Source organism: Curtobacterium sp. MCBD17_032 (assembly GCF_003234855.1).
Taxonomy (GTDB): domain Bacteria; phylum Actinomycetota; class Actinomycetes; order Actinomycetales; family Microbacteriaceae; genus Curtobacterium.
Genome location: NZ_QKTO01000006.1, coordinates 1 through 20532 on the forward strand (window position 1 = coordinate 1; position 20532 = coordinate 20532).

The 20532-nt window shown below is 73.3% G+C and carries 24 protein-coding genes; 10 read left to right on the top strand and 14 right to left on the bottom strand.

The window, feature by feature from the left end; translation table 11 throughout:
• The first annotated feature begins 216 nt into the window (after positions 1-216).
• Positions 217-945: a hypothetical protein gene (locus DEI91_RS09905; RefSeq protein ID WP_111052146.1), complete on the top strand. Its 729-nt coding sequence runs from the start codon at positions 217-219 to the stop codon at positions 943-945.
• 143 nt (positions 946-1088) lie between these two features.
• Positions 1089-1445, top strand: coding sequence for a hypothetical protein (locus DEI91_RS09910; RefSeq protein ID WP_111052147.1), 357 nt, complete (start codon positions 1089-1091; stop codon positions 1443-1445).
• Between the two features lie 112 nt (positions 1446-1557).
• Here the strand turns inward: DEI91_RS09910 and DEI91_RS09915 are convergent, their stop codons facing one another.
• Entirely contained in the window at positions 1558-3048 is a 1491-nt protein-coding gene (locus DEI91_RS09915) for an MFS transporter (RefSeq protein WP_111052278.1), read from the bottom strand.
• 131 nt (positions 3049-3179) lie between these two features.
• Between DEI91_RS09915 and DEI91_RS09920 the strand changes: the two genes are divergently transcribed.
• Complete coding sequence (locus tag DEI91_RS09920; protein ID WP_111052148.1) at positions 3180-3773, top strand: TetR/AcrR family transcriptional regulator; 594 nt, start codon at positions 3180-3182, stop codon at positions 3771-3773.
• A gap of 22 nt (positions 3774-3795) precedes the next feature.
• Here DEI91_RS09920 and DEI91_RS09925 read toward each other — a convergent pair whose 3' ends face one another.
• Positions 3796-4095: a hypothetical protein gene (locus DEI91_RS09925; protein ID WP_111052149.1), complete on the bottom strand. Its 300-nt coding sequence runs from the start codon at positions 4093-4095 to the stop codon at positions 3796-3798.
• A complete protein-coding gene (locus DEI91_RS09930; protein ID WP_111052150.1) occupies positions 4092-4406 on the bottom strand; it encodes an ATP-dependent DNA ligase in 315 nt (104 codons plus the stop codon). The genes DEI91_RS09925 and DEI91_RS09930 overlap by 4 nt, the downstream gene beginning before the upstream one ends.
• A gap of 81 nt (positions 4407-4487) precedes the next feature.
• Between DEI91_RS09930 and DEI91_RS16000 the strand changes: the two genes are divergently transcribed.
• Entirely contained in the window at positions 4488-4835 is a 348-nt protein-coding gene (locus DEI91_RS16000; RefSeq protein ID WP_146244265.1) for a hypothetical protein, read from the top strand.
• On the opposite strand, the gene DEI91_RS09935 is transcribed toward DEI91_RS16000, so the two are convergent.
• Positions 4720-6024 (bottom strand): MFS transporter, encoded by a 1305-nt coding sequence (locus DEI91_RS09935; RefSeq protein ID WP_181439557.1) that lies wholly within the window; start codon positions 6022-6024, stop codon positions 4720-4722. The genes DEI91_RS16000 and DEI91_RS09935 overlap by 116 nt on opposite strands.
• A gap of 23 nt (positions 6025-6047) precedes the next feature.
• On the opposite strand from DEI91_RS09935, the gene DEI91_RS09940 reads away from it, so the two are divergent.
• Entirely contained in the window at positions 6048-6602 is a 555-nt protein-coding gene (locus tag DEI91_RS09940; protein ID WP_111052152.1) for a TetR/AcrR family transcriptional regulator, read from the top strand.
• 632 nt (positions 6603-7234) lie between these two features.
• Here DEI91_RS09940 and DEI91_RS09945 read toward each other — a convergent pair.
• Entirely contained in the window at positions 7235-7876 is a 642-nt protein-coding gene (locus tag DEI91_RS09945; protein WP_111052153.1) for an NAD(P)H-binding protein, read from the bottom strand.
• A 313-nt stretch (positions 7877-8189) separates the two neighbouring features.
• Here DEI91_RS09945 and DEI91_RS09950 point away from each other — a divergent pair, with 313 nt between their 5' ends.
• The 4 genes from DEI91_RS09950 to DEI91_RS09955 all read left to right on the top strand — a co-directional run bounded on the left by DEI91_RS09950 (position 8190) and on the right by DEI91_RS09955 (position 9434).
• Positions 8190-8414, top strand: coding sequence for a hypothetical protein (locus DEI91_RS09950; RefSeq protein WP_111052154.1), 225 nt, complete (start codon positions 8190-8192; stop codon positions 8412-8414).
• A gap of 90 nt (positions 8415-8504) precedes the next feature.
• Positions 8505-8669 (top strand): hypothetical protein, encoded by a 165-nt coding sequence (locus tag DEI91_RS16280; RefSeq protein WP_181439558.1) that lies wholly within the window; start codon positions 8505-8507, stop codon positions 8667-8669.
• Positions 8666-8833: a hypothetical protein gene (locus DEI91_RS16285; RefSeq protein WP_181439559.1), complete on the top strand. Its 168-nt coding sequence runs from the start codon at positions 8666-8668 to the stop codon at positions 8831-8833. Before DEI91_RS16280 ends, DEI91_RS16285 begins: the two co-directional genes overlap by 4 nt.
• Position 8834: 1 nt before the next feature.
• Positions 8835-9434 (top strand): TetR/AcrR family transcriptional regulator, encoded by a 600-nt coding sequence (locus tag DEI91_RS09955; RefSeq protein ID WP_111052155.1) that lies wholly within the window; start codon positions 8835-8837, stop codon positions 9432-9434.
• 117 nt (positions 9435-9551) lie between these two features.
• Here the strand turns inward: DEI91_RS09955 and DEI91_RS09960 are convergent, their stop codons facing one another.
• From DEI91_RS09960 to DEI91_RS09995, 8 genes are all read right to left on the bottom strand, one after another.
• The gene (locus DEI91_RS09960; RefSeq protein WP_111052156.1) at positions 9552-10505 is read right to left on the bottom strand and encodes a helix-turn-helix domain-containing protein; all 954 of its coding nucleotides are present in this window, start codon (positions 10503-10505) and stop codon (positions 9552-9554) included.
• 80 nt (positions 10506-10585) lie between these two features.
• Entirely contained in the window at positions 10586-11671 is a 1086-nt protein-coding gene (locus DEI91_RS09965; protein ID WP_111052157.1) for an ABC transporter permease, read from the bottom strand.
• Complete coding sequence (locus tag DEI91_RS09970) at positions 11668-12549, bottom strand: ABC transporter ATP-binding protein (RefSeq protein WP_111052158.1); 882 nt, start codon at positions 12547-12549, stop codon at positions 11668-11670. The genes DEI91_RS09965 and DEI91_RS09970 overlap by 4 nt, the downstream gene beginning before the upstream one ends.
• A gap of 129 nt (positions 12550-12678) precedes the next feature.
• On the bottom strand, positions 12679-13365 hold the full coding sequence (locus tag DEI91_RS09975) for a response regulator transcription factor (protein WP_111052159.1): 687 nt from the start codon (positions 13363-13365) through the stop codon (positions 12679-12681).
• Positions 13347-14645, bottom strand: coding sequence for a sensor histidine kinase (locus DEI91_RS09980; protein ID WP_111052160.1), 1299 nt, complete (start codon positions 14643-14645; stop codon positions 13347-13349). The genes DEI91_RS09975 and DEI91_RS09980 overlap by 19 nt, the downstream gene beginning before the upstream one ends.
• 174 nt (positions 14646-14819) lie before the next feature.
• Positions 14820-15902 (bottom strand): NADH:flavin oxidoreductase/NADH oxidase, encoded by a 1083-nt coding sequence (locus DEI91_RS09985; RefSeq protein ID WP_111052161.1) that lies wholly within the window; start codon positions 15900-15902, stop codon positions 14820-14822.
• 128 nt (positions 15903-16030) lie between these two features.
• Entirely contained in the window at positions 16031-17311 is a 1281-nt protein-coding gene (locus DEI91_RS09990) for a hypothetical protein (RefSeq protein ID WP_146244266.1), read from the bottom strand.
• Entirely contained in the window at positions 17301-17846 is a 546-nt protein-coding gene (locus DEI91_RS09995; protein ID WP_111052163.1) for an RNA polymerase sigma factor, read from the bottom strand. Before DEI91_RS09995 ends, DEI91_RS09990 begins: the two co-directional genes overlap by 11 nt.
• Before the next feature lie 184 nt (positions 17847-18030).
• On the opposite strand from DEI91_RS09995, the gene pgi reads away from it, so the two are divergent.
• Entirely contained in the window at positions 18031-19752 is a 1722-nt protein-coding gene (gene pgi / locus DEI91_RS10000; protein WP_111052164.1) for a glucose-6-phosphate isomerase, read from the top strand.
• Between the two features lie 86 nt (positions 19753-19838).
• On the opposite strand, the gene DEI91_RS10005 is transcribed toward pgi, so the two are convergent.
• Complete coding sequence (locus DEI91_RS10005; RefSeq protein ID WP_111052165.1) at positions 19839-20495, bottom strand: bifunctional 2-polyprenyl-6-hydroxyphenol methylase/3-demethylubiquinol 3-O-methyltransferase UbiG; 657 nt, start codon at positions 20493-20495, stop codon at positions 19839-19841.
• Positions 20496-20532: the final 37 nt, after the last annotated feature.

Consider the following 20532-nt stretch of genomic DNA (forward strand, 5'->3'; position numbering starts at 1 on the left):
AGATCAGGACGAGGGCCGCGACTGGCGGGGCGACGGACCGGGGGAGCAGGGGGAGCCCGCGGGGAGCGGGGAGGGTGCTTCGGTGCTTCACCGGCCCGACCATCGCGGCCGGGATCGACGCGCAGGCGAACAGACGGCAACGAACAGTTGGACGGGCGCTGGACAGCGGCCGTCGCGGGCCCGTCGCCGGACCGCGGTGTGCTTGCATGGCCTCTCGTGACCCGACTCGTCCCCCGCGCCCCCGTCGTCCTCGCCGCCGCCCTGGTGGTGGCCGGCACGGTCCTGGTCGCCGGGTGCTCCGCGCAGTCGGACGGCGCCGCCGACCGTGGGTCCGACACGGGTCGTCACAGCGCTCCCGCCGGTGTCCCGACTGCGGTCCGCGGCACGGGCGCGCTCGGCCCCGGCTTCGTCGACCCGGCGGAGCCGCCCGCGCCGGAGGCCACGATCGACCCGGCGCCGGGCTCGTGGGACGACGTCGCGCCGCCCGCCGGGTACCGGGTCGTCCTCCTGTCGCCCGGTGACCCGAGCACCGAGACCGAGACGCTGATCGACGCCGTCGGGTCGTGGGCGGACGCCGAGGACGTCACCGTCGTCCCGGTCGTCGCGGACACCGCCGACGACCGGCTGTCGTCCGTCGCGGAAGCGATCGGGGAGCGGTCCGACCTGGTGATCAGCGTCGGTGACGAGTTGGTCGACCCGATCGCCGCGATCTCCCCGTCCGCCCTGCACCAGCAGTTCCTCGTGCTCGGCGCCGAGATCGCCGAACCGACGTCGAACGTCACGGCCGCGGACTGGACCGGTGCCGGCTTCCGCGGCGAGGGGCTCGGCGTCTCGAGCCACCACGACCCGGCCACCTTCACCGACGAACGCGCCGGCCGGGCGCTCCGCGCGGGCGTCGCCGCGACGCTGAACGACCTGAGCGGCATCGTCGTCTGGGTCCCCTGAGCGTCCGGAGCGACGCATTCGGGATCGTCCGTCACGTCGGCCGGAGGTGCGACGTATCCTCTGGGACGGAAGCAACGTCGGTTCCGGCCAAGCCTCGTGCGACCCACCACCGCCGAGACGTCACTCGCGACCCTGAGCTCCTCGTGACCGAACACATCATCGAATTCGTCGCCCGCGACCGTACGGGCATCACCACCGTCGTCACCGCCAACGGTGTCAGCGACGCCGACACCGTGATCCGCGCCATCTCGGCGGGGCACTCCGGGTACGCCGTCGCGGCGGCAGGCAGCCGCCCGGCGCCGGTCCGCAGCCTGATGGCACTCGGCACGCCGTACCTGTTCGCGAACTGGGACGGATCGAAGCGGAACAACCTGCACGACCTCGCCTTCACCGCGCCGGTCCGGACCGTCCCGGCCGCACCACCGGTGGGCGTCCGGATCCGGGAAGCCCTGGTGGCACGCCTCGCGGCGGTCTTCGGTCGGGACCACCACCGCGTCTGACGGTGCGTCCCGCCGGGAACCGGTCACTGACGGACGGGAGGCCCGGACCGGGTGAGCGGATCTGCTCACCCGGTCCGGGCCTCCCGTCCGAGAGTGCGTCAGGACCGCCCGATCAGCGGGTGACCTCGTCGAGGTCCGTCACACCGGCCGCCAGCGCCGCGGCCCGGCGCGCGCGCATCGACGGCGCGGCGAGCGCGCCGACGACCGCGAGGACGGCGACACCGGTGCACGCCCAGAAGCCGATGGTGAAGGCGTCGTCGGTCGGCAGGCCCTGTGGCGTGCTGTTCGAGGTGATGAGCGCTGCGATGACCGCGGTGCCGACACTCGACCCGATCGTCCGGACCACGGTGTTCGCGCTGATCGCCTCACCGGTCTGGTTCGCCGGGACGCTCTCGATGATGGCGTTCGAGCAGGCGGCCAGGGCCATGCCGATGCCGACACCGGTGAGCAGGCCGGACACGACGACCTGCCAGATCGCGGCGTGGGAGACCGCGGGGATGACGAACGCCGCGACGATCGCGACGCCGCCGATCAGCATCGGCGGCTTCGGTCCCACCTTCCGCACCAGGACGCCGGCGATCGGTCCGGCGAGGACCATCATGACGACGGTCGGCAGGAGGAAGAGCCCGGCCTGCGTGACGTCCTTGCCGAATCCGTAGCCGGTGGCCGCGGGCAGCTGGAGGAGCGTCGGGACGAGGACGAACGTGCCGAACATCGCGAAGCCGAAGACCAGGGCGACGACGTGCGCGGTCCAGACCCCGCGCACCGCGAAGAGGCGCACGTCGACGAGCGGTTCGGCCACGCGGAGCTCGACGACCACGAAGACGGCGAGTGCGACGGCGCCGAGCACGAGCAGGCCGACGGTCTTCAGGTCGCCCCAGCCCCAGGTCTGGCCCTCGCTGACGGCGAGGAGGACCGCGACGAGGGCGACGCCGAGGACGACGGTCCCGGCCACGTCGAGGCGGCCGGGCCTGCGGACGGGCGACTCCGGCATGCCGAAGACGGTGCCGAGCAGGGCGATCACCACGAGGACCGCGGGCAGCCAGAACAGCCAGTGCCACGACAGGTGCTCGACGATCGGGCCGGCGGCGACGATGCCGACGCCGGCGCCGATGCCGAAGATGGCGGAGAGCAGGCCGATGGTGATGCTCACCTTCTCCTTCGGCAGCTCGTCCCGGACGATGCCGATCGACAGCGGCATCACCGCGCCGGCAGCGCCCTGCAGGGCACGCGCGACGATCAGGACGCCGAGGTTCGGCGCGAGCGCTGCCAGGACCGCGCCGACCAGCAGGATCGTGAGGACCACGATGAGCACCCTCCGCTTGCCGACCATGTCGCCGAGACGACCGAGGACGGGCGTCAGCACGGACGCGGAGAGCAGGTAGGCGGTGAGGACCCAGCTCGCGGCACTGGTGGAGACGTCGAGGTCGCGTCCGATCGTCGCGAGCGCAGGAGCCACGAGGGACTGCAGGACCGCGAAGGACAGGCCGCCGAGGGACAGGAAGACGATGATGGCGGTGCTGTTCGGGCGGCGTGCGGGTGCGGGTGCGGGTGCGGTGGTCGGCGTGGAGCCCGTTCGTGGGCTCGCGGTGGCGGTGGACATCGTGCTCCGTCCGGTCGATGAGGGGCCGACGACGCTGTCGATGTCAACAACTGCTGACTCGACGAGCGTACGCTGTTCGATCGCCATGTCAACAACTGATTACATGCCACGCCGCACGCTACGATCGCGACATGAGCAAGGACGCCGCCGCCACCCGTCTCGCGCTCGTCCAGGCGGCCCGGCGCCGCTTCGCCTTCGACGGCTACCGGGCCACCACCGTCCGGGACATCGCGGCCGACGCCGGGGTCAACGTGGCGCTCATCAACCGGTACTTCGTGTCGAAGGTCGGGCTGTTCCGGGCCTGTCTCGACCGTGCCGCCCCGGCCCGGGACCTCGGCGCGCCGGACCTCGACCGCGCGGTCGGTGGGCTGATCCGCCACATCATCCGGTCACCCACCGACGAGGACTCGATGCAGCTCCTGCTGCTCCTCCGGAACTCGGGGGACGACGCGGTCGACGAGATCCGGCGCGAGACGCTCCGCGGCTACGCCGAGCGGCTCGCCGGGGCCGTCCGGGCCGGGACGCCCGGTGGTGCAGCGGACGGCGGCGGCCCGGACGGCGACGACCTGCTCGTGCGCGCGGAGATCGCCCTGTCCGTCGTGCTCGGCATGACCATGATGCGGTCGTCCACGCGGGTCGAGCCGCTGGCGTCCGCGGATGTCGAGTCGGTCGCGGTCCCGCTGGAGGACGCGCTCCGCGCTCTCCTCGGTGGCGGCCGGGCCTGAGCCCCGCCGTCCGCCCGGGCCGTCAGGAGTCGGCGGGTCCCATCTCGTCGGACACCGGCCGGAGTTCGTCGGGCAGGATGTACCGCGCCACCGAGGACCCCTCGTCCTGCTGGTCGGTGTCACGCTCGCTGATGACGGCCACCGGTGTCGCGGGGGAGACCAGCAGGCGGGCCGGGGTCGCACGGCCGTCACCGTGGTTGACCTCGAGCCAGAACCACGGCTCGTTCCGGAGGCCCTCCGTGATCCGCGCCTGCACGGACGCGACGTCCTCGTTCGGGATCGTGTAGCGGCTGCCGCCGTACGTGATGGCGGTGCGCTTCACAGGGTCTCTCCGGTGTCGGTCGGTTCGGGGACGATCCGGAGGCCGGCCGAGGACCCCGCGGTCAGGCCGAGGGCCTCGATCCAGGCGCGGTTCACCGCGGGGACACGACTCCCGGAGTAGCGGAAGACCAGGGGCATCGAGCGGTCGAGCCAGATGGCCGTCCGCCCGTCGCCGAGCTCGACGTCGTCCTTCCACGAGAACATGAAGGACTCACCGCGGCGCAGCTTCATGCCGATCACGATCTGCAGATGGGTCAGCAGGCGGTCGTCGAACTCCGCGGTGAAGGTCGAGTCGTAGACGAGTTTGCCCATGGTGTGTCCCTCCGAGCCGTTCTGTCCGGCTCCGGCTGATCCTAGGCGTCCGCCCAGGGAACGGCGGACAGCGTAACCGACATGCGCCGTGTCCACTACGTCAACAGCCACTTCCTCACCGGGGACCGGATCAGCAAGGCCCTGCTCCGCTACGCGCGGGCACTGGCCGTCGCCGAGCGGTCCGACGTGGTCGAGATCCCGGTGCTCTCCGAGGGCGGCACGCAGGTGTACGCCCACGTGCTCATCGGCCCGGCGAGCGAGATCTACTCCACCCCGGTGCCGGACAGCCGCGAGGAGCCGACCGACGAGGACGTCATCGCGCACCTCGAACGGGGGACGCTGCGCCTGGAGCCGGCCCGTCCGTCCTGGGACGCGGAGATGGCCCTCGTGCCGGACGTCGACGAGGTCCCCGACCTGACCGACCTGTGAGGCCCCGCGAGCCCCGCGGGCGCACCACCGCCAGCAGCGCTCCCGCCGCCACCACGGCCGCTGCCACGGTGAACACCGGCGGGGTCCCGGCCGTGCGGACGACGGCGCCGGCCGCAGCGGCCCCGAGTGCCTGCCCGAGCACGAGCACGACGAAGAGCACCGACGTCCCCGCCGCCGCGCGCCGGGGCTCGACCTCGGTCGTCCACGCGATGAGCGCCCCGGTCGCGGCGGTGTAGCCCCAGCCGAACAGTGCGCAGGCGACGAGCGCGAGGGTGACCAGGACCGCCGGGTCGGTGAGCGGGGCGAGCCCCAGGCCGAGCGTGGCGACCGCGACCGTCGCCGAGGTGACCGTCCAGGCCGTCCGGGCGCGGAGCCGGGCGAGGGCCCGTGCCGTCAGGGCGACCGCCGCACCGCCGGCACCGAGTGCCGTCCACGCGAGGACCGACAGGGTGGCCGGAGCCCCCGCGTCCACGAGCGACGACCGGCCGTAGGTCCAGACCGCCGCGGACCCGGTGCCGAGCAGCAGTGCGACGAGCACGAGGCGCCGGTGGGCGACGAACCACGGCCACGGCGGGAACCCGGCGGGCTGCGGACGGCTCTCTCCGCCGTCCCGCCCGGTGCAGCCACGCGCGTCGGCCAGCAGGACCGCCCCACCGGCGAGGACCGTGACGACGGCCGAGACCGCCCAGGCCGTGCGCCAGTCGGGCAGGAGCACGAGCGCGAGCAGTCCGGCGACGACGAGGCCCGGTCCGGTCCCCGAGTTCACCACGGCCTGCGCGCGGTCGGCACGAGCGGCGGGGAGGTTCCGCTGCACGAGTCGGACGAGTGCGGGGGAGGCGAGTCCCGCCCCCGCGGAGGCGACGACCGCGGTCGCACCGAACACGACGGGCGTGCTGCTCGCGGCCATCCCCACGACGCCGAGCCCTGCCGAGGCGGTCGCGAGCACCACGGTCGTGCGCGGGCGGGTCGGCGCGAGCACGAACCCGACGAGCGCGCCGACGCAGTAGACGAGCGACGAGCCGGACGCGATGAGACCAGCCGGACCGTCCCCGAGGGAGAGGGAGCGCTGGACGTCCGGCAGGAACAGCCCGTACGCCAGGCGGACCAGCCCGTAGGTCGCGGCGATGAGGGCCGTGCCGCTGCCGACGAGGACGGCGGGGCGGGCCAAGAACGAAAACGGTCGTTTCACTTCTGAGACTCTAGGGTGCTGCCATGACGATGCGTCCAGGCACGGAGCGGAAGCTGCTCGACGCCGCTGAGGAGCTCTTCTTCACACGGGGCATCGCGGCGACCCCGATCGACGCCGTCCTCGACCGCGCCGGGGTCTCCGCCGCGACGCTCTACCGCGGGTACGCCAGCAAGGAGGCGCTCGTGGCCGCCGCGCTGACCCGCCGGCACGACGAGTGGATCCGGACGTGGGACGACGCCGTCGCCCGGGCCACCGACGACCGGGGGCGCCTGCTGGCCGTGTTCGACGCGCTCGACGCCTTCCGCTCCACCCCGACCGGGTCCCGGTGGTGCGCGTTCCTCGGGACGGCCTCCGAGTACGCCGACGCCCCCACGGAGATCGCCGCCGTCCTGCACGGCGAGACCACGACGTTGCGCGGACGGCTCCGCGACCGGGCGGTGCCGCTCGTCGGTGACCGCGCCGAGGTCCTCGCCGACCAGCTGCTCCTCGTCGTGTCGGGTTCGCTCGCGATGCGCCTCCGCGACGGCGGCGGGGACACGACGACCGCGCGCTCGGTGGCTGCGGCGCTGCTCGGCTGACGGCGGTACGACGCGGGACGGGCCCGTCCGCGTCCGACGCCGCGGGGCGTGCGAGACGCCGCCGGGTTCGGCGGCGTCTCGGGGACTCGGCGGCGTTCCCTGGTTACGCCGGCGTCTCGGGACGGCCGGGAGGCGCGGTGCGGGGTGCCGTCGTGCCTCCCGTCCGGTGCGGGACGGGCCCGTCTGCGTGCGACGCCGCGGCGCGTGCGAGACGCCGCCGGATTCGGCGGCGTCTCGAGGACTCGGCGGCGTTCCGCGGTGACGCCGGCGTCTCGGGACGGGGCGGCCGGGAGGCGCGGTGCGGGGTGCCGTCGTGCCTCCCGTCCGGTGCGGGACGGGCCCGTCTGCGTGCGACGCCGCGGCGCGTGCGAGACGCCGCCGGGTTCGGCGGCGTCTCGGGGACTCGGCGGCGTTCCCTGGTGACGCCGGCGTTTCGGGACGGGGCGGACGGGAGGCGCGGTGCGGGGTGCCGTCGTGCCTCCCGTCCGGTGCGGGACGGGCCCGTCTGCGTGCGACGCCGCGGGGCGTGCGAGACGCCGCCGGGTTCGGCGGCGTCTCGAGGACTCGGCGGCGTTCCGCGGTGACGCCGGCGTCTCGGGCCGGTACGGGACGGGGCGGCCGGGAGGCGCGGGTCAGTCGCGGACGAACTGCTCGATCGGGGTGCTCCCGGTGTTGACGCGGAAGGTCTTGCCGACCGAGGCGTCGTCGTGCAGCGCGGCGGCGACGAGTGCGGCGACGTCCCCGCGGGCGATGCTCGAGGACGGGTCCGCCGTCTCCACCGACCCGGTGGGCTCGTCGTCGGTGAGGGTGCTCGGCGCGACGATCGTCCAGTCGAGCGCGGAGTCGCGGAGGACGGCGTCGGCGACGGTCTTCGCCTCGGCGTACGCGAAGAAGTCGTCGTCCTCGGGGACGCCGTGGCCGAGGCCGGCGTCCGACCAGGACACGAGCACGTAGCGGTGCACGTCGGCACCGAGCGCGGCGTGCATCGTGCGGATGGCGGCGTCGCGGTCGACGGCCCACGTGCGGTCAGCGGACCCGCCACCGGCACCGGCCGACCACACGACGGCGTCGTGCCCGCGGACCAGGTCGGTGAGCCCGGCGATGTCGAGCTGTTCGATGTCGGCGACGACCGGCTCGGCACCGGTGGCGCGGACGTCGTCCTGCTGCTCGGCCTTCCGGATGACCGACGACACGGTGTCGCCACGGGCGGTGAGGAGCTGCGCGGTGAGGAGGGCGACGCGGCCGTGGCCGCCGAGGATGATGACGTTGCTCATGGGGCGGACGGTACGCGCCGGGGCTGACGGACGGTCCCGGCCGGGGTCGTCGCGGGCAGGGGCTCGGGCACGGGATCGGGCGCGCTGACTGCCATCGCGCGCCTCCGCTCGGGATGCGCGGCGCCGTCGTGTCCGCGATTCGCGGATCTCCCGATGCGTTCGTGGTGCCGACGACCCGTGACCTAGCGTTGGGAGTGCCAGGACGCACTCCCCACCGTCGTCCCAGACATCCTCCGCGATCTGCGGAGTCCGTTCACGCGGTGATCCTGGCCGGAGTCAGGGTCGTCCGAGGCCCCAGTGAGGAGGCGTCGCAATGAACGCCACCACCGTCGTCACCAATCCGCTCGCCGCGCTCGTCACGGAGCGCCCCGAGGCAGCCCAGGCTGCCGTCATCCCGCGCCCGCGTCGCACGCCGGGGTTCTCCGAGGTCCGCGAGACGGCACGGCGCCGTCTCCTCGCAGCCAGCGCGCTCGTCGTCGGCCTCGCGGCCGTCACCGCCTCGGCCCTCGCCGTGATCGTCCTGGGGGTGTCCGCATGACCGTCACGCCCACCGCGTCCGGGTACGACACCGTCGCCCTGACCGAACCGATCGACATGACCGCCCTGATGCGTGAGCAGGAGGCCCTCCGTGCGTGAACCGTCCATGATGCAGCACCTCCGCGAAGACCCGCTCGAGTGGCACCGTCGCGGCATGGCCTCCCCGTCCGAGATCGACCGCATCGTGCAGACGAAGCTCTCCCTGGGGACCGCTGCCGAGCCGACCTACGCAGACTTCTTCCTGGTCGCCGCGTGACCGACCTCGGTGCGTCCGTCGCGATCACGTCCGTCGTCCGGCCGCTCCGCGGCGGGACGAGCGCGACCGGCATCGCTGTGGAGCACCAGCACATCTGGTCACGGCTCGGGCGTCTGGAGCGCCTCTGCTCGCGGGACGCGATCTCCCTGACCAGGACCCGCTGACGTGGACAGGGCCCACGAGCGCGCCCACGATCCCTGGGTCACGGCACGGATCGTCGATGCCGCCGACCGGGTCTTCAGCGTCGCCGGTGCTGCAGGACTCACCGCCGACCGCGTGGCGGCGGCCGCACTGACCGACGCCGCGACGGTGCGAGCACTGTTCCCCGAGCGCATCGACGCGGTCGTCGCGGTCCTCCACTTCCGGCAGGAACGCTGGACGCTCGGGTTGGCCGAAGCGGCCGAGGGCGTGGACGACGCGCGCGACGAGATCCTCACGGTCTTCGGGCACCTCGAGTCCTCGTTCGACGACGACGCCTGGACCGGCTGTGCGTTCATCAACGGGTTCGGCGAACTCGGTCACGCCGAGCCTCGCGTCGCCGCCCTGGCGGAGGAGCACCTCGCGATCCTCGAGGCGCACCTGCACGCGCTTGCCGTCCGCGCCGAGCTCCCGGGCCACGTCGCGGACGCGCTCTCGCTCCTCGTCCACGGTGCGAAGGTCGAGGCAGCCATCCACGGGACCACCCGACCTGCCCGGACGGCACGTCTCGCGGCGGCGACGCTCATGGGCGCCTACGGACCGACGGCGTCCACCGCCTTCATCTGACCTCGGCGCCGAGCCGGCCCGAGCCGGGCCGGTCCTGGCCCGGACCAGACCGGCCCGGCCTGGCCCGGCCCGGCCTGGAGCGCGGTCAGTCCCGGGCACGCCGCCCTGTCCGGGCGGTCAGGACCTCGCGAGGGTGTCGCTGGGCCGTTCGCCGAACACGGCCGCGTACTGCTGCGCGAACCGTCCGAGGTGTGCGAAACCCCATGCCGCCGCGACCTCACGCACCGTCCGGGCCGAGGGGTCCGCGGCGAGCAACTCCTGCCGGACCCGGTCGAGCCGCACCTGCCGGATGAACGCGTTCGGGGTCGTCTGCAGGTCCCGCTGGAACGCCTCCTGCAACGCCCGCAGACCGATGTCGAGGTGCCGCGCCAGGCTGCTCGAGGTGATCGGCAGCCGGGCGTTCTCGTGCACGTACTCGACCGCGGCGCGGACGTGCGGCGAGTGCGCGGGGGCAGCGCGGGGCTCCGGAGCGCGATGCTGCGGGTACATCTCGAGCAGCGACGCAGCCGCGAGCCGGGCCATCTCGGCGTGCAGGAGGCGTCCGGCACCGCCGTCACGCAGGGTGTGGGAGACGAGCGACACCGTGTTGTGCCAGGTCCGCACGGACTGTTCCGACGGGAGGACGGTCAGGTCGAAGCGGAGGCCGCCCGTGACGTCCGCGCCCTGCTCGGTCGCGACCCGCTCCACGACCTCCCGGGACAGGTGCACGAGCCGCTGCTCGTAGTCGTCCATCTCGAAGGAGAACGTGCGGTCGGGCAGCAGGGGCACCGGCACGCCGTGCACCATGTCCACGGGGTCACCGGCGGTGTCGAGACGGGACGTGCCGGACCGGAGCCACTGCACGATGACGGAGGCCGACGGGGGCAGGGAACCGTCGAGGTGCCCGGCGAACCGCGACGAGTGCAGCGACATGGTCTCGTCGCCCATCGACGCGTACCGGAACGTGAAGGGGACGGCGGACGGACCCGCGACGAGTTCGGCGTCGTACACGTGGGCGAGGTGGGCTGCGGCCTCGTCGATGTCCGTCCCGGTCACCTCGAGACGAACCGGCGTCGCGTCGTCGATCGGCATCCCGTCAAGCGTCGCACGTCGGTGGCTCCGGCACCCGTCCCGTGTCCGGGAACCGCCGTGACGGAGCCACCGTCGGTGCGTCAACCGCGGATCGCCTCGCCGAGCTTCACCCGGCCGCCGGTGCGGAGCAGGGCGTTCTCGTACACCCGGGCGCCGAGGAGCACGACGACCAGGGCGGATGCCAGGACGACCAGCAGCGAGAGCACGGGCTCCCACCACGCCGCCGTCTCGAGGAAGATCCGCACCGGCATCCCGATCGGGGCACTGAACGGCACGTACGACATGATCCCGAGGACCGTCGGGTCGTCCGGCGCGAACACGATGAGGAAGTACGGGATCATCAGCAGCATCATCACCGGTGTCGTGACGCTGCCGACGTCCTCCTGGCGGGACACCAGCGCCGCCGAGGCCGCGAACAGCGCCGCGATGAGGACGAACCCGATCGCGAAGAAGCCGACGAACCACAGCGCGCTCGGACCGAGCAGCGTGAACAGGTTGTCCTGCCCGGTGACCGCCAGGGCGACGGCCGCGGCGATCGCGATCGCGACGATCTGCCCGAGCGCCATGACGCTGTTGCCGATCACCTTGCCCGCCAGCAGGGCCCGTGCTGGGATCGCCGCCATCAGGATCTCCACGACGCGGGTCGACTTCTCCTCGACGACGCTCTGCGCGATCGACTGTCCGAACGTCACCGCGGAGGCGAAGAAGACCACGCCGAACGCGATGCCGACGAGCGAGACGAGGCCGGGCGGCAGCGCGTCGGGGTCGAGCAGGTCGACCTGGGGCGACACGCTCAACGCCGACACGACGTCGGTCGGAGCGCTGTCGAGGGCGACGAGCCGGAACCCGAGCTGTCCGCCGTCGGCGACGACCGCTGCGTCGACCTCGCCGTCACGGACGAGGCGCTCGGCCGCGTCCCGGTCCGCCGTCTCCGTGACGTCGAGCCCGTCCGTCGTGGGCAGGGTGACGCCGCTGACCACGGCGACCGGCGTCGTGGCGTCGGCGGCCGACTTGCCGACGATCCCGCCGACGACGATGCCGACGACGACCATCACGAGCAGGATCGCCGCCGAGATGACGAAGGCCTTGCTCCGGAGCCGCGCCTGGATCTCCCGAACCGTGACGAGCCGGACGGCGTCGACCGTGCTGCTGTCGAGGACGCTCATCGGACGACCTCCGTGAAGACCTCGCTGAGCCGGGGGACCCGCGGACCGAACGACGCCACCGTGCCGCGTGCGACGGCCTGCTGCAGGACGGCCTGCGCCGCGGACTCGTCCGCCTCGAACAGGGCGTACCCGCCGTCGAACGAGCGGATGCGGACGCCGGGCTCGTCGCGGAGCCAGGCGACGTCGTCCGCCACCAGGAGTTCCCACGCGGCCGGACCGGCGGCCCGTCGCAGTTCGTCCTGGGGCCCTGCGGCGCGGATGCGGCCGTCGGCGATGACGACCACGTCGTCGCACAGCCGTTCGACGACGTCGAGCTGGTGGCTGGAGAAGAGCACCGGGACGCCGTCGGCCGCGGTCTCCCGCAGCACACCGAGCACGGTGTCGACCGCCATCGGGTCGAGACCGGAGAACGGCTCGTCGAGCACGAGTACCTCGGGCCGGTGGGCGAGCGCGGCGGCGACCTGCACGCGCTGCTGGTTGCCGAGCGAGAGCTTCTCGACGGGGTCGCCGGCGTGGGCCGTGAGCTCGAGACGCTCGAGCAGCTCGGCGGTCCGGGCCGTCGCGCTCCGCCGGTCCATCCCGTGCAGGCGGGCCAGGTACGTGACCTGCTCGGCCACCGGCATCTTCGGGTACAGACCGCGCTCCTCGGGCATGTACCCGAAGCGGCGGCGGTCGCCCGGTCCGATCGGGGCGCCGTCGAGCGTCACCGTCCCGCTGTCGGCGTCGAGCACGCCGAGCATGATGCGCATGGTCGTCGTCTTGCCGGCTCCGTTGCCGCCGACGAACCCGGTCAGTCGACCGCGTCCGACGCCGAAGCCGACGTCGTCGAGCACGCGGCGCTCGCCGAAGTGCTTCGTCACTCCTTCGATGGTGAGCATGAGGTCCCCTTCCGCAGCGGCCGTCGCTGCACCTCCGACGCTATTGCGGCCGAGGGGACCGGCGCCTCCGGCGCGGGACGGGGATCGCGGACCTCGAGGTCTCCGCCGCGAGGGGGAGGCCCGCGTCGCTCACTCGCCCGAGCGCACCACCCCGTGCTCGTACGCCCAGACGACGGCCTGGATCCGGTCGCGCACCCCGAGCTTCTGCAGGACGTTCGACACGTGCGTCTTGACGGTCGCCTCGCCGACGAAGAGCCGTCCGGCGATCTCGGCGTTGCTGAGACCGCGTCCGAGCAACCGCAGCACCTCGGTCTCGCGGTCGGTCAGACCCGGCAGGCCCGCGTCCGAGGCCGGCGCGCCCTCGTCCACCACCGGCACGCTCGCGGTGGTCGCGCGACTGATCACCCGCCGGGTGACGTCCGGGGCGAGCAGGGCGTCACCGCGGGCGACCGTGCGGACGGCCTCGATGAGCTTCTCCGGCGACGCGTTCTTCAGCAGGAACCCGCTCGCACCCGCTCCCAGGGCGTCGAAGAGGTACTCGTCGGTGTCGAAGGTGGTGAGGACGAGCACCGCCGGCGGCGACGCGCCGGCGGTGATCCGACGCGCGGCTTCGAGCCCGTCGACGCCGGGCATCTGCACGTCGAGGCAGACGACGTCCGGTCGGTGCGCGGCGACGGCCGTCACCGCACCCGCACCGTCGGCGGCTTCGGCGACGACCCGGATGCCCGGCTCGGACTCGAGGATGACCCGGAAACCCGCGCGGACGAGGTCCTGGTCGTCGGCGAGCACCACCCGGATCACCTCGTCGGCAGCCATGCCCGCACCAGGTACCCGCCGCGGTCCCGCGGCCCGATCTCGATCCGCCCGCCGACCGCCGCGACCCGCTCGCGCATGCCGACGTGTCCGAGCCCGCTGCCGCCCGGGGGCCGGGAGGCCCGGACCCCGGCACCGGTGTCGGTCACCTCGAGCTCCACCGCGTCCGGCAGGTACCGGAGCCGCAGGTCCGCGCGGGCGTCCGGCCCGGCGTGCTTCAGGACGTTCGTCACCGCCTCTTGCGCGATCCGGTAGGTCACGGCGGCGACGGTCGGTGGGACCGGCCGTTCGTCACCGACGACGCTGAACCCGGTGTCGTGCCCGGCGTCCGTCGCCGCACGGGCGAGCTCCGGCAGCCGGGTCAGTCCCTCGGTGCTCGGCGCCGCGGCAGGGGTCGTCTCCGCGTCGGCACCGGGTTCCCGCAGGGTGCCGAGCATCCGGCGGAGTTCCTCGACCGCGGTCCGGGCGCTGTCCTCGACGACCCCGAGGGACGCCGCCGCCTGCGCCGGGTCGTGGTCGAGCACGCGCCGCGCTGCGCCGGCCTGCACGCCCATCAGCGAGACGTGGTGTGCGACGACGTCGTGCAGCTCACGGGCGATGCGGACGCGGTCGAGCGCCACCGCCTGCGCCGCGGACCGCTCGCGTTCCGCGGCGAGCTCGGCCGTCCGTTGACCGAGCTCGTGCTTCGCGACGGCCGCCGCCCACGCTCGGTTGCCCGAGTACCAGGCGGCGCCGAAGTAGACGAGGTTGATGACGATCGTGAGGAGCGAACTCGCGACGAACGGCGGGATGACGGAGTCGCCGTCGTCGGGCAGTGCGCTCGGGACGGACCACCGGAAGACGATCGCCAGGAACACCCACGCGAACATGCCGACGATGACGACCCAGCGCACCGCCTCGGCCCGGATCCGGTCCGAGCACCAGGCCCCGACCGTGTACAGCGCGATGAACAGCGTGAAATTGGTGAAGAGCCCTTCGGGCACGTGCAGGAGCTGCGTCGCCGCGAACGCCAGCGCAGCGACGACGGCCACGGTCATCGGGAAACGACGGCGGAACGCCAGGGGACCGGCGTTCGCGACGACCATCAGGGCGCACACCCACCAGGCCGCCGGGTCGTCGTACAGCCCCATGGCCGAGTAGAGGGTCACCGTCACGGCGAGCGCTCCGGCCAGCACGAGCGCCAGGACCGCGTCCTGCCGGTGCTCGCGTCGGCCCACCGGCAGCCGCGACCACCCGTCGTCCTGCGTCGGACCGCCCCCGGCGGTCGCCCCCGTGCCCGTCATGGGACCACGGTAGCGGCTCGGTCGTGCCGCCCGGCGGCCACCGCGCAGCACTGTGGAGGGAGGCGCCCAGCCGCCCACCTGTGGACGGCGGCGGACGGGAGGCCCTGCTGCGAGCCTCCCGTCCGCCGGCGACCCGTCGCCCGTCGACGGCGACCTCGGGTCAGGGCCCGGCGGTCAGCGGTAGGCCCGCTCGTACGGAGCGGGCTTGTACGGCAGGTCGACGCGGAGCGCCTGGGCGGCCCTGATCGGGAAGTTCGGGTCACGCAGGGCGCCGCGCCCGACGAGCACCACGTCGGCCTGCCCGAGGGCGACGATCTGCTCGGCCTGGAACGCGTCGTCGATCATGCCGACGGCCGCGACCGGCAGCCCGGTGGCCTGCCGGATCGCGGTCGCGAACGGCAGCTGGTACCCGGGGCCGACCGGGATGGGGGCGTCCGCCACGTTGCCACCGGTGGAGACCGACACGAGGTCGACGCCGTGGTCACCGAGCCAGGTCGACACGTGTTCGGTCTCGGCGAGGTCCCAGCCGCCCTCGACCCAGTCGGTCGCGGACAGGCGCACGACGAGCGGGACGTCCTCGCCGACCTCGGCGCGCACGGCGTCGACGGTCTCGAGCAGGGCCCGCGCCCGGTTCTCGAGCGATCCGCCGTACCGGTCGGTGCGCTCGTTCGACAGCGGGGACAGGAACTCGTGCAGCAGGTACCCGTGGGCGCCGTGCAGCTCGAGCAGGTCGAAGCCGGCGTCCACGGCACGACGGGCCGCGGCGGCGAACGCGGCGACGACGTCGGCGATGCCCTCGGTGGTGAGCTCGGTCGGGACGTGCAGACCGGGGAACGCGATCGGCGACGGACCGACCGGCTGCCAGCCGCCCTGCTCCGGCGCGACGTTGCCGCCGCCGGCCGTCGGGCCCCACTCGCGGCTCGTCGACGCCTTGCGGCCGGCGTGCGCGAGCTGGATGCCGGCGACCGCGCCCTGGCTGTGGATGAAGTCCGTGATCGGCCGGAAGGCGTCGCGCTGCTCGTCGTTCCAGAGGCCGAGGTCCTGCGGGCTGATCCGGCCCTCGGGGACGACGCCGGTGGCCTCGACGACGACCGCGCCGGCACCGCCGCGGGCGAGGGCGCCGAGGTGCACGAGGTGCCACGGGGTCGGGACGCCGTCCTGCGCCTCGACCATGTACTGGCACATCGGCGGGATCCACACGCGGTTCCGGATCTCGAGGCCGCGGAGGGTGATGGGGTCGAAGAGTGCGTGGGTCACGCAGGTCCTTCCGTTGGTCGTGCAGGGGACCGGCCGGCAGGCGGGTGCTGCCGGGAGGCCCGTCCACAGTACGACTGTCGGCGTACTGCCCGCCCAGGCCGCCTCGCCGCCGGGCCCCCAGCGTCCGTTCAGCAGTACTCGAGCGGCGGCATCACCGTCCGAGCGACCCAGACCAGGTCCACCCGTTCCCCGTCGCTGTCGAGCTGGAAGGTGATGTGCATGCCGTCCCGCTCGATCGACCAGAACGAGTCGGCTCCGTCCGTCGTGCCGTCGAACGCGTAACTGCCGACGAGGGCGAGGTCCGGGTGCGCTCGTCGGAGGTCCGCGAGGGTGCTCCCGATCCCCGTGCCCTCGGCCGTGGTCGGGGACACGCTGCCGATCGTGCCGGGATCGACGGGCCCCCTCCCCTCCAAGGCCAGCGCCGTCACGACGCCGTCGGCGGTGAAGACCCGGAGCAGGTCCTTCCCCGGGCGGGTGAAGTGGGCGAGCGCGCCCGGCTCACACGGACCGTCGACCGGCAGGCGGTCGTAGGTCTGCTCCACCTCGCCGACGGCGCCCGACAGCGGACTCCCGACGGTGAGCGGCCCGATCGTGCCACCGCTGATCGTCCAGGACCCCGCGACGGTCCGGTCGCCGAGCATGGCGTCGATCGTGGCCTGGAGGAGCCCCGAGGTCGGCATGTTCGCCTGGTCGATGTCGACCCAGTAGCCGTCCTGCGTCCAGAACGTCCTGGTGGCGTCGACCGGGTACGGGTCGGCGCGGACCGTCCGCGTGCAGACCGTCCCGATGTCCTCGAGGTCGCAGGTGCCGGCCTCCTCGCGCAGGCTGGCCTCGTACTTCCCGAGCTCGTTCTCCGGAGCCGATCCCATCCGGACGGTGATGTGGCTGATGTCCGCTCGCGGGTCCTTCCAGGTGCACTCGATCCAGGTGGACGCGGTCCAGGTGCCGCCGGCGAACGGGACGGGTGCCGGAGCCGGCATCGTCGTCCCGTCCAGGCGCTCCGGCGTCTGCGTGACGGGCGCACCGCCGAAGAACCGCGCGCGGTCGGCGTCGGAGTAGAGCCCCCCGCAGTCGGTCGGGTACCGCGTGGACGCTGCGCTGGTCGTCCTCGTCGGGGTGGGCTCCGGCGTCTCGACGACCGGGGCTGACGAGGGCGTCCCGCTGGGGGAAGGCGCCTGCGGGGTCGGGGACGCCACGGGAGCCGAAGCCTGCTGCATCTGCGGGACGACGGCCAGTGCGACAGCGCCGCTCGCCGTACCGAGTGCGAGCAGGGCGACCGCCGCGACCACGATCCCGGAGCGGTGTCCACGACGCTTCGGACGCCGGTCGTCCGCGTTCTCCAGGACGGTCTGCTTCATCGAGACGAGCATGCGGTGCAGGTCGTCTCCGGTGGGGGGCTCAGTGTTCATCGTGCGTCACCGCCTTCTTCAGTCGTGCGCGTGAGCGGGAGACCCGTTGGGTGGCCGCTCTGACGCTGAGGCCGAGCATCGCGGCGGCTTCGGCGTAGGAGTGGCCCTCGACCAGGCACAGCTCGCAGATCCGCCGGTCGAGCGGCGCGAGCGCGTCGATCTCGTCGCGGACCCAGCGCAGGCGCTCCCTGGCCTCGTCGGCCGCGGGCGGGGAGACCAGGTCCGCCGGGAGTTCGTCGGCCGCCCGCCTGACCGTCCCGCGGGCCTGGTCCTCGGCGTGGCCCCGGCACACCACGAGCAGCCAGGGCAGGAGCGCCCGGGTCGACAGCTGCAGGGTGTCGGCCTCCTGCCACAGGGTCGTGAACGTGTCCTGCACGAGTTCCTCGACGTCCTGTCGGCTGTCCGCCAGTGCCCACGAGTAGCGGGTCAGCGTCGGCGCGAACCGGTCGAACGCGTCCGCCAGGGCGGACCGGTCGCCACCGGCGAGCCGTCGCGTCAGGCCGACGTCCGCGTCGGTGTCGTTGTCTGTCTCCACGGTGCTCCCTCCACCTCAGCAATGTCGGCGACGGGGCGATCCTGACATCGATGTGCGTTCCGTCCGCCGGGACGCGGTCCTGTGCACGGGGTCGGTGCGACGGCACTACGCTCGGACGCGGCCCGCGACGCGATGCTGCGCCAGGTCTGCGGGCCGACCGACTCTGGCGTCCAGGAGGACCGAAGTGACCGAATCCGCACCCGTCGACCCCACGACGACCGCAGGGTGGAAGCAGCTCGACGGCATCGCCGCCGGCTTCTCCCCGGACCTCCGGGGGTGGTTCGACGCCGACCCCGGCCGTGCCGAGAAGTACACCTTCCAGGCCGCCGACCTGACCGTCGACCTGTCGAAGGGCCTCGTGACCGAGGAGGTCCTGCAGGCCCTCCTGCAGGTCGCCGAGGACACCGGCGTCGCCGAGCGCTACCAGGCGATGATCTCCGGTGAGCGCATCAACGTCACCGAGGACCGCGCCGTGCTGCACACCGCGCTGCGTCGTCCGGCGGCGACCGAGGGCCTCGTCCCGGCCGCGCCCCTGACCGTCGACGGCCAGGACGTCGACGCCGACGTGCACGCCACGCTCGACAAGGTCTACGGCTTCGCCGAGCAGGTCCGCTCCGGCGCGTGGACCGGTGTCACCGGCAAGCGCATCGAGACCGTCGTCAACATCGGCATCGGCGGCTCGGACCTCGGCCCGGTCATGGTCTACGAAGCCCTCAAGCCGTACGTGCAGCAGGGGCTCGAGGTCCGCTTCGTCTCGAACATCGACCCGGCCGACATCGCCGAGAAGACCGCCGGCCTCGACCCCGAGACCACGCTCTTCATCGTCGCGTCGAAGACCTTCGGCACGCTCGAGACCCTGACGAACGCCCGGCTCGCCCGCCAGTGGCTGTGGCAGGGCCTCGGCCTCGCCGACGCCGGTGAGGACGACAAGAAGGACGCCGTCGCGAAGCACTTCGTCGCCGTCTCGACCGCGCTCGACAAGGTCGCCGCGTTCGGCATCGACCCGGAGAACGCCTTCGGCTTCTGGGACTGGGTCGGCGGCCGCTACTCGGTCGACTCGGCCATCGGCACGAGCGTCGTCATCGCGATCGGCAAGGAGAACTGGGAGCAGTTCCTCGCCGGCTTCCACGCCATCGACGAGCACATGCGCACCGCGCCCCTCGCCGAGAACGTCCCGGTCCTGATGGGCCTGCTCAACGTCTGGTACACGAACTTCCTCGGGGCCCAGAGCCATGCGGTCCTGCCGTACACGCAGTACCTGCACCGCTTCCCCGCGTACCTGCAGCAGCTCACCATGGAGTCGAACGGCAAGCGCGTCCGCTGGGACGGCTCGGACGTCGTCACCGACACCGGTGAGGTCTTCTGGGGTGAGCCCGGGACGAACGGCCAGCACGCGTTCTACCAGCTCATCCACCAGGGCACGCGCCTGATCCCGGCCGACTTCATCACGGTCGCGAAGCCCGCGCACGCGCTGCAGGACGAGACCGGCGACGGGAAGGCCGTGCAGCCGGGCCAGGACGTGCACACCCTGTTCCTCGCGAACTTCTTCGCCCAGTCGAAGGCGCTCGCGTTCGGCAAGACCGCCGACGAGGTCCGCGCCGAGGGCACCACGGACGAGGCGATCGTCGCCGCCCGCACCTTCACCGGGAACAAGCCGTCGACGTCGATCCTGGCGCCCGAGCTCACCCCGAGCGTCCTCGGTCAGCTCATCGCCCTCTACGAGCACATCGTGTTCACCGAGGGCACCATCTGGGGCATCGACTCGTTCGACCAGTGGGGCGTGGAGCTCGGCAAGCAGCTCGCGCTGCAGGTCACCCCGGCCGTGCAGGGTGACCGTGCGGTCCTCGACGCGCAGGACTCCTCGACGAAGGCGCTCATCGCGAAGTACCTCGAACTGCGCGGCTGACGCCGCCGCCCGGCCGGGAGGCCCGGGGCACGCTGGCAGGGTGACGTCCCTGTCCGGCGGACCCCGGGCCTCCCGTCGTCCGCCGGTCAGGGACGCCGGACGAGCACCACGGAGTCCTCGAGCGTCGCCGCGCCGCCGTCCGGAGCGGTGACGGTCCGGGTGCGCAGCTCGGCGACCTCCACCGTCCACTCGTCCCCGAGCGCGAGTTGGTCCACCTGTTCCTCGGGTCCGACCAGGGGCTCCGCGTGCGCGTGTTCCTCGTGGGACGCCCACGAGGGGGACCCGGCGTGCCCGATCACGAGGAGCCGACCACCCGGGGCGACGAACGTCGTGGCACGGCGCAGCACCGCGGCCCGCGGGAACGACACCCACGAATGCAGGAACGACGCGCACACCAGGTCGAACCGCTCGTCGGTGTCCCACGCGGCCAGGTCGGCCTGCACCCACCGCACCCGGTCGCCGAGCCCGGCGCGCTCCGCCTGGACCCGGCCCCGGTCCAGCGCGTTCGGCGCGATGTCGACCGCGGTCACGCGCCACCCCTGCGCGGCCAGCCACAGCGCGTCGCCGCCCTCGCCGGACCCGAGGTCGAGCGCGCTCGCACCGGCACCGTCCGTCGTGGACCGGGCCCGCCCGAGCGTGTCGACGAGGGACGCGTTCGGCCGACCCGACCAGATCGGCGCGTCACCGTAGCGGGCCGTCCAGGTCGTCTCGGCGTCGGACCGGGGAGGGGGCTGTGCAGTCATGCGCGCAGCATCCCACCGGCACCCATCCAGGGCCAGT

What these genes read in the sequence shown, in the direction of transcription:
- DEI91_RS09915 (WP_111052278.1), bottom strand. Translation starts at nt 3,048, where the DNA reads ATGTCCACCGCCACCGCGAGCCCACGAACGGGCTCCACGCCGACCACC.
- DEI91_RS09920 (WP_111052148.1), top strand. Translation starts at nt 3,180, where the DNA reads ATGAGCAAGGACGCCGCCGCCACCCGTCTCGCGCTCGTCCAGGCGGCC.
- DEI91_RS09930 (WP_111052150.1), bottom strand. Translation starts at nt 4,406, where the DNA reads ATGGGCAAACTCGTCTACGACTCGACCTTCACCGCGGAGTTCGACGAC.
- DEI91_RS16000 (WP_146244265.1), top strand. Translation starts at nt 4,488, where the DNA reads ATGCGCCGTGTCCACTACGTCAACAGCCACTTCCTCACCGGGGACCGG.
- DEI91_RS09940 (WP_111052152.1), top strand. Translation starts at nt 6,048, where the DNA reads ATGACGATGCGTCCAGGCACGGAGCGGAAGCTGCTCGACGCCGCTGAG.
- DEI91_RS09945 (WP_111052153.1), bottom strand. Translation starts at nt 7,876, where the DNA reads ATGAGCAACGTCATCATCCTCGGCGGCCACGGCCGCGTCGCCCTCCTC.
- DEI91_RS09950 (WP_111052154.1), top strand. Translation starts at nt 8,190, where the DNA reads ATGAACGCCACCACCGTCGTCACCAATCCGCTCGCCGCGCTCGTCACG.
- DEI91_RS09960 (WP_111052156.1), bottom strand. Translation starts at nt 10,505, where the DNA reads ATGCCGATCGACGACGCGACGCCGGTTCGTCTCGAGGTGACCGGGACG.
- DEI91_RS09965 (WP_111052157.1), bottom strand. Translation starts at nt 11,671, where the DNA reads ATGAGCGTCCTCGACAGCAGCACGGTCGACGCCGTCCGGCTCGTCACG.
- DEI91_RS09970 (WP_111052158.1), bottom strand. Translation starts at nt 12,549, where the DNA reads ATGCTCACCATCGAAGGAGTGACGAAGCACTTCGGCGAGCGCCGCGTG.
- DEI91_RS09975 (WP_111052159.1), bottom strand. Translation starts at nt 13,365, where the DNA reads ATGGCTGCCGACGAGGTGATCCGGGTGGTGCTCGCCGACGACCAGGAC.
- DEI91_RS09980 (WP_111052160.1), bottom strand. Translation starts at nt 14,645, where the DNA reads ATGACGGGCACGGGGGCGACCGCCGGGGGCGGTCCGACGCAGGACGAC.
- DEI91_RS09990 (WP_146244266.1), bottom strand. Translation starts at nt 17,311, where the DNA reads ATGAACACTGAGCCCCCCACCGGAGACGACCTGCACCGCATGCTCGTC.
- DEI91_RS10005 (WP_111052165.1), bottom strand. Translation starts at nt 20,495, where the DNA reads ATGACTGCACAGCCCCCTCCCCGGTCCGACGCCGAGACGACCTGGACG.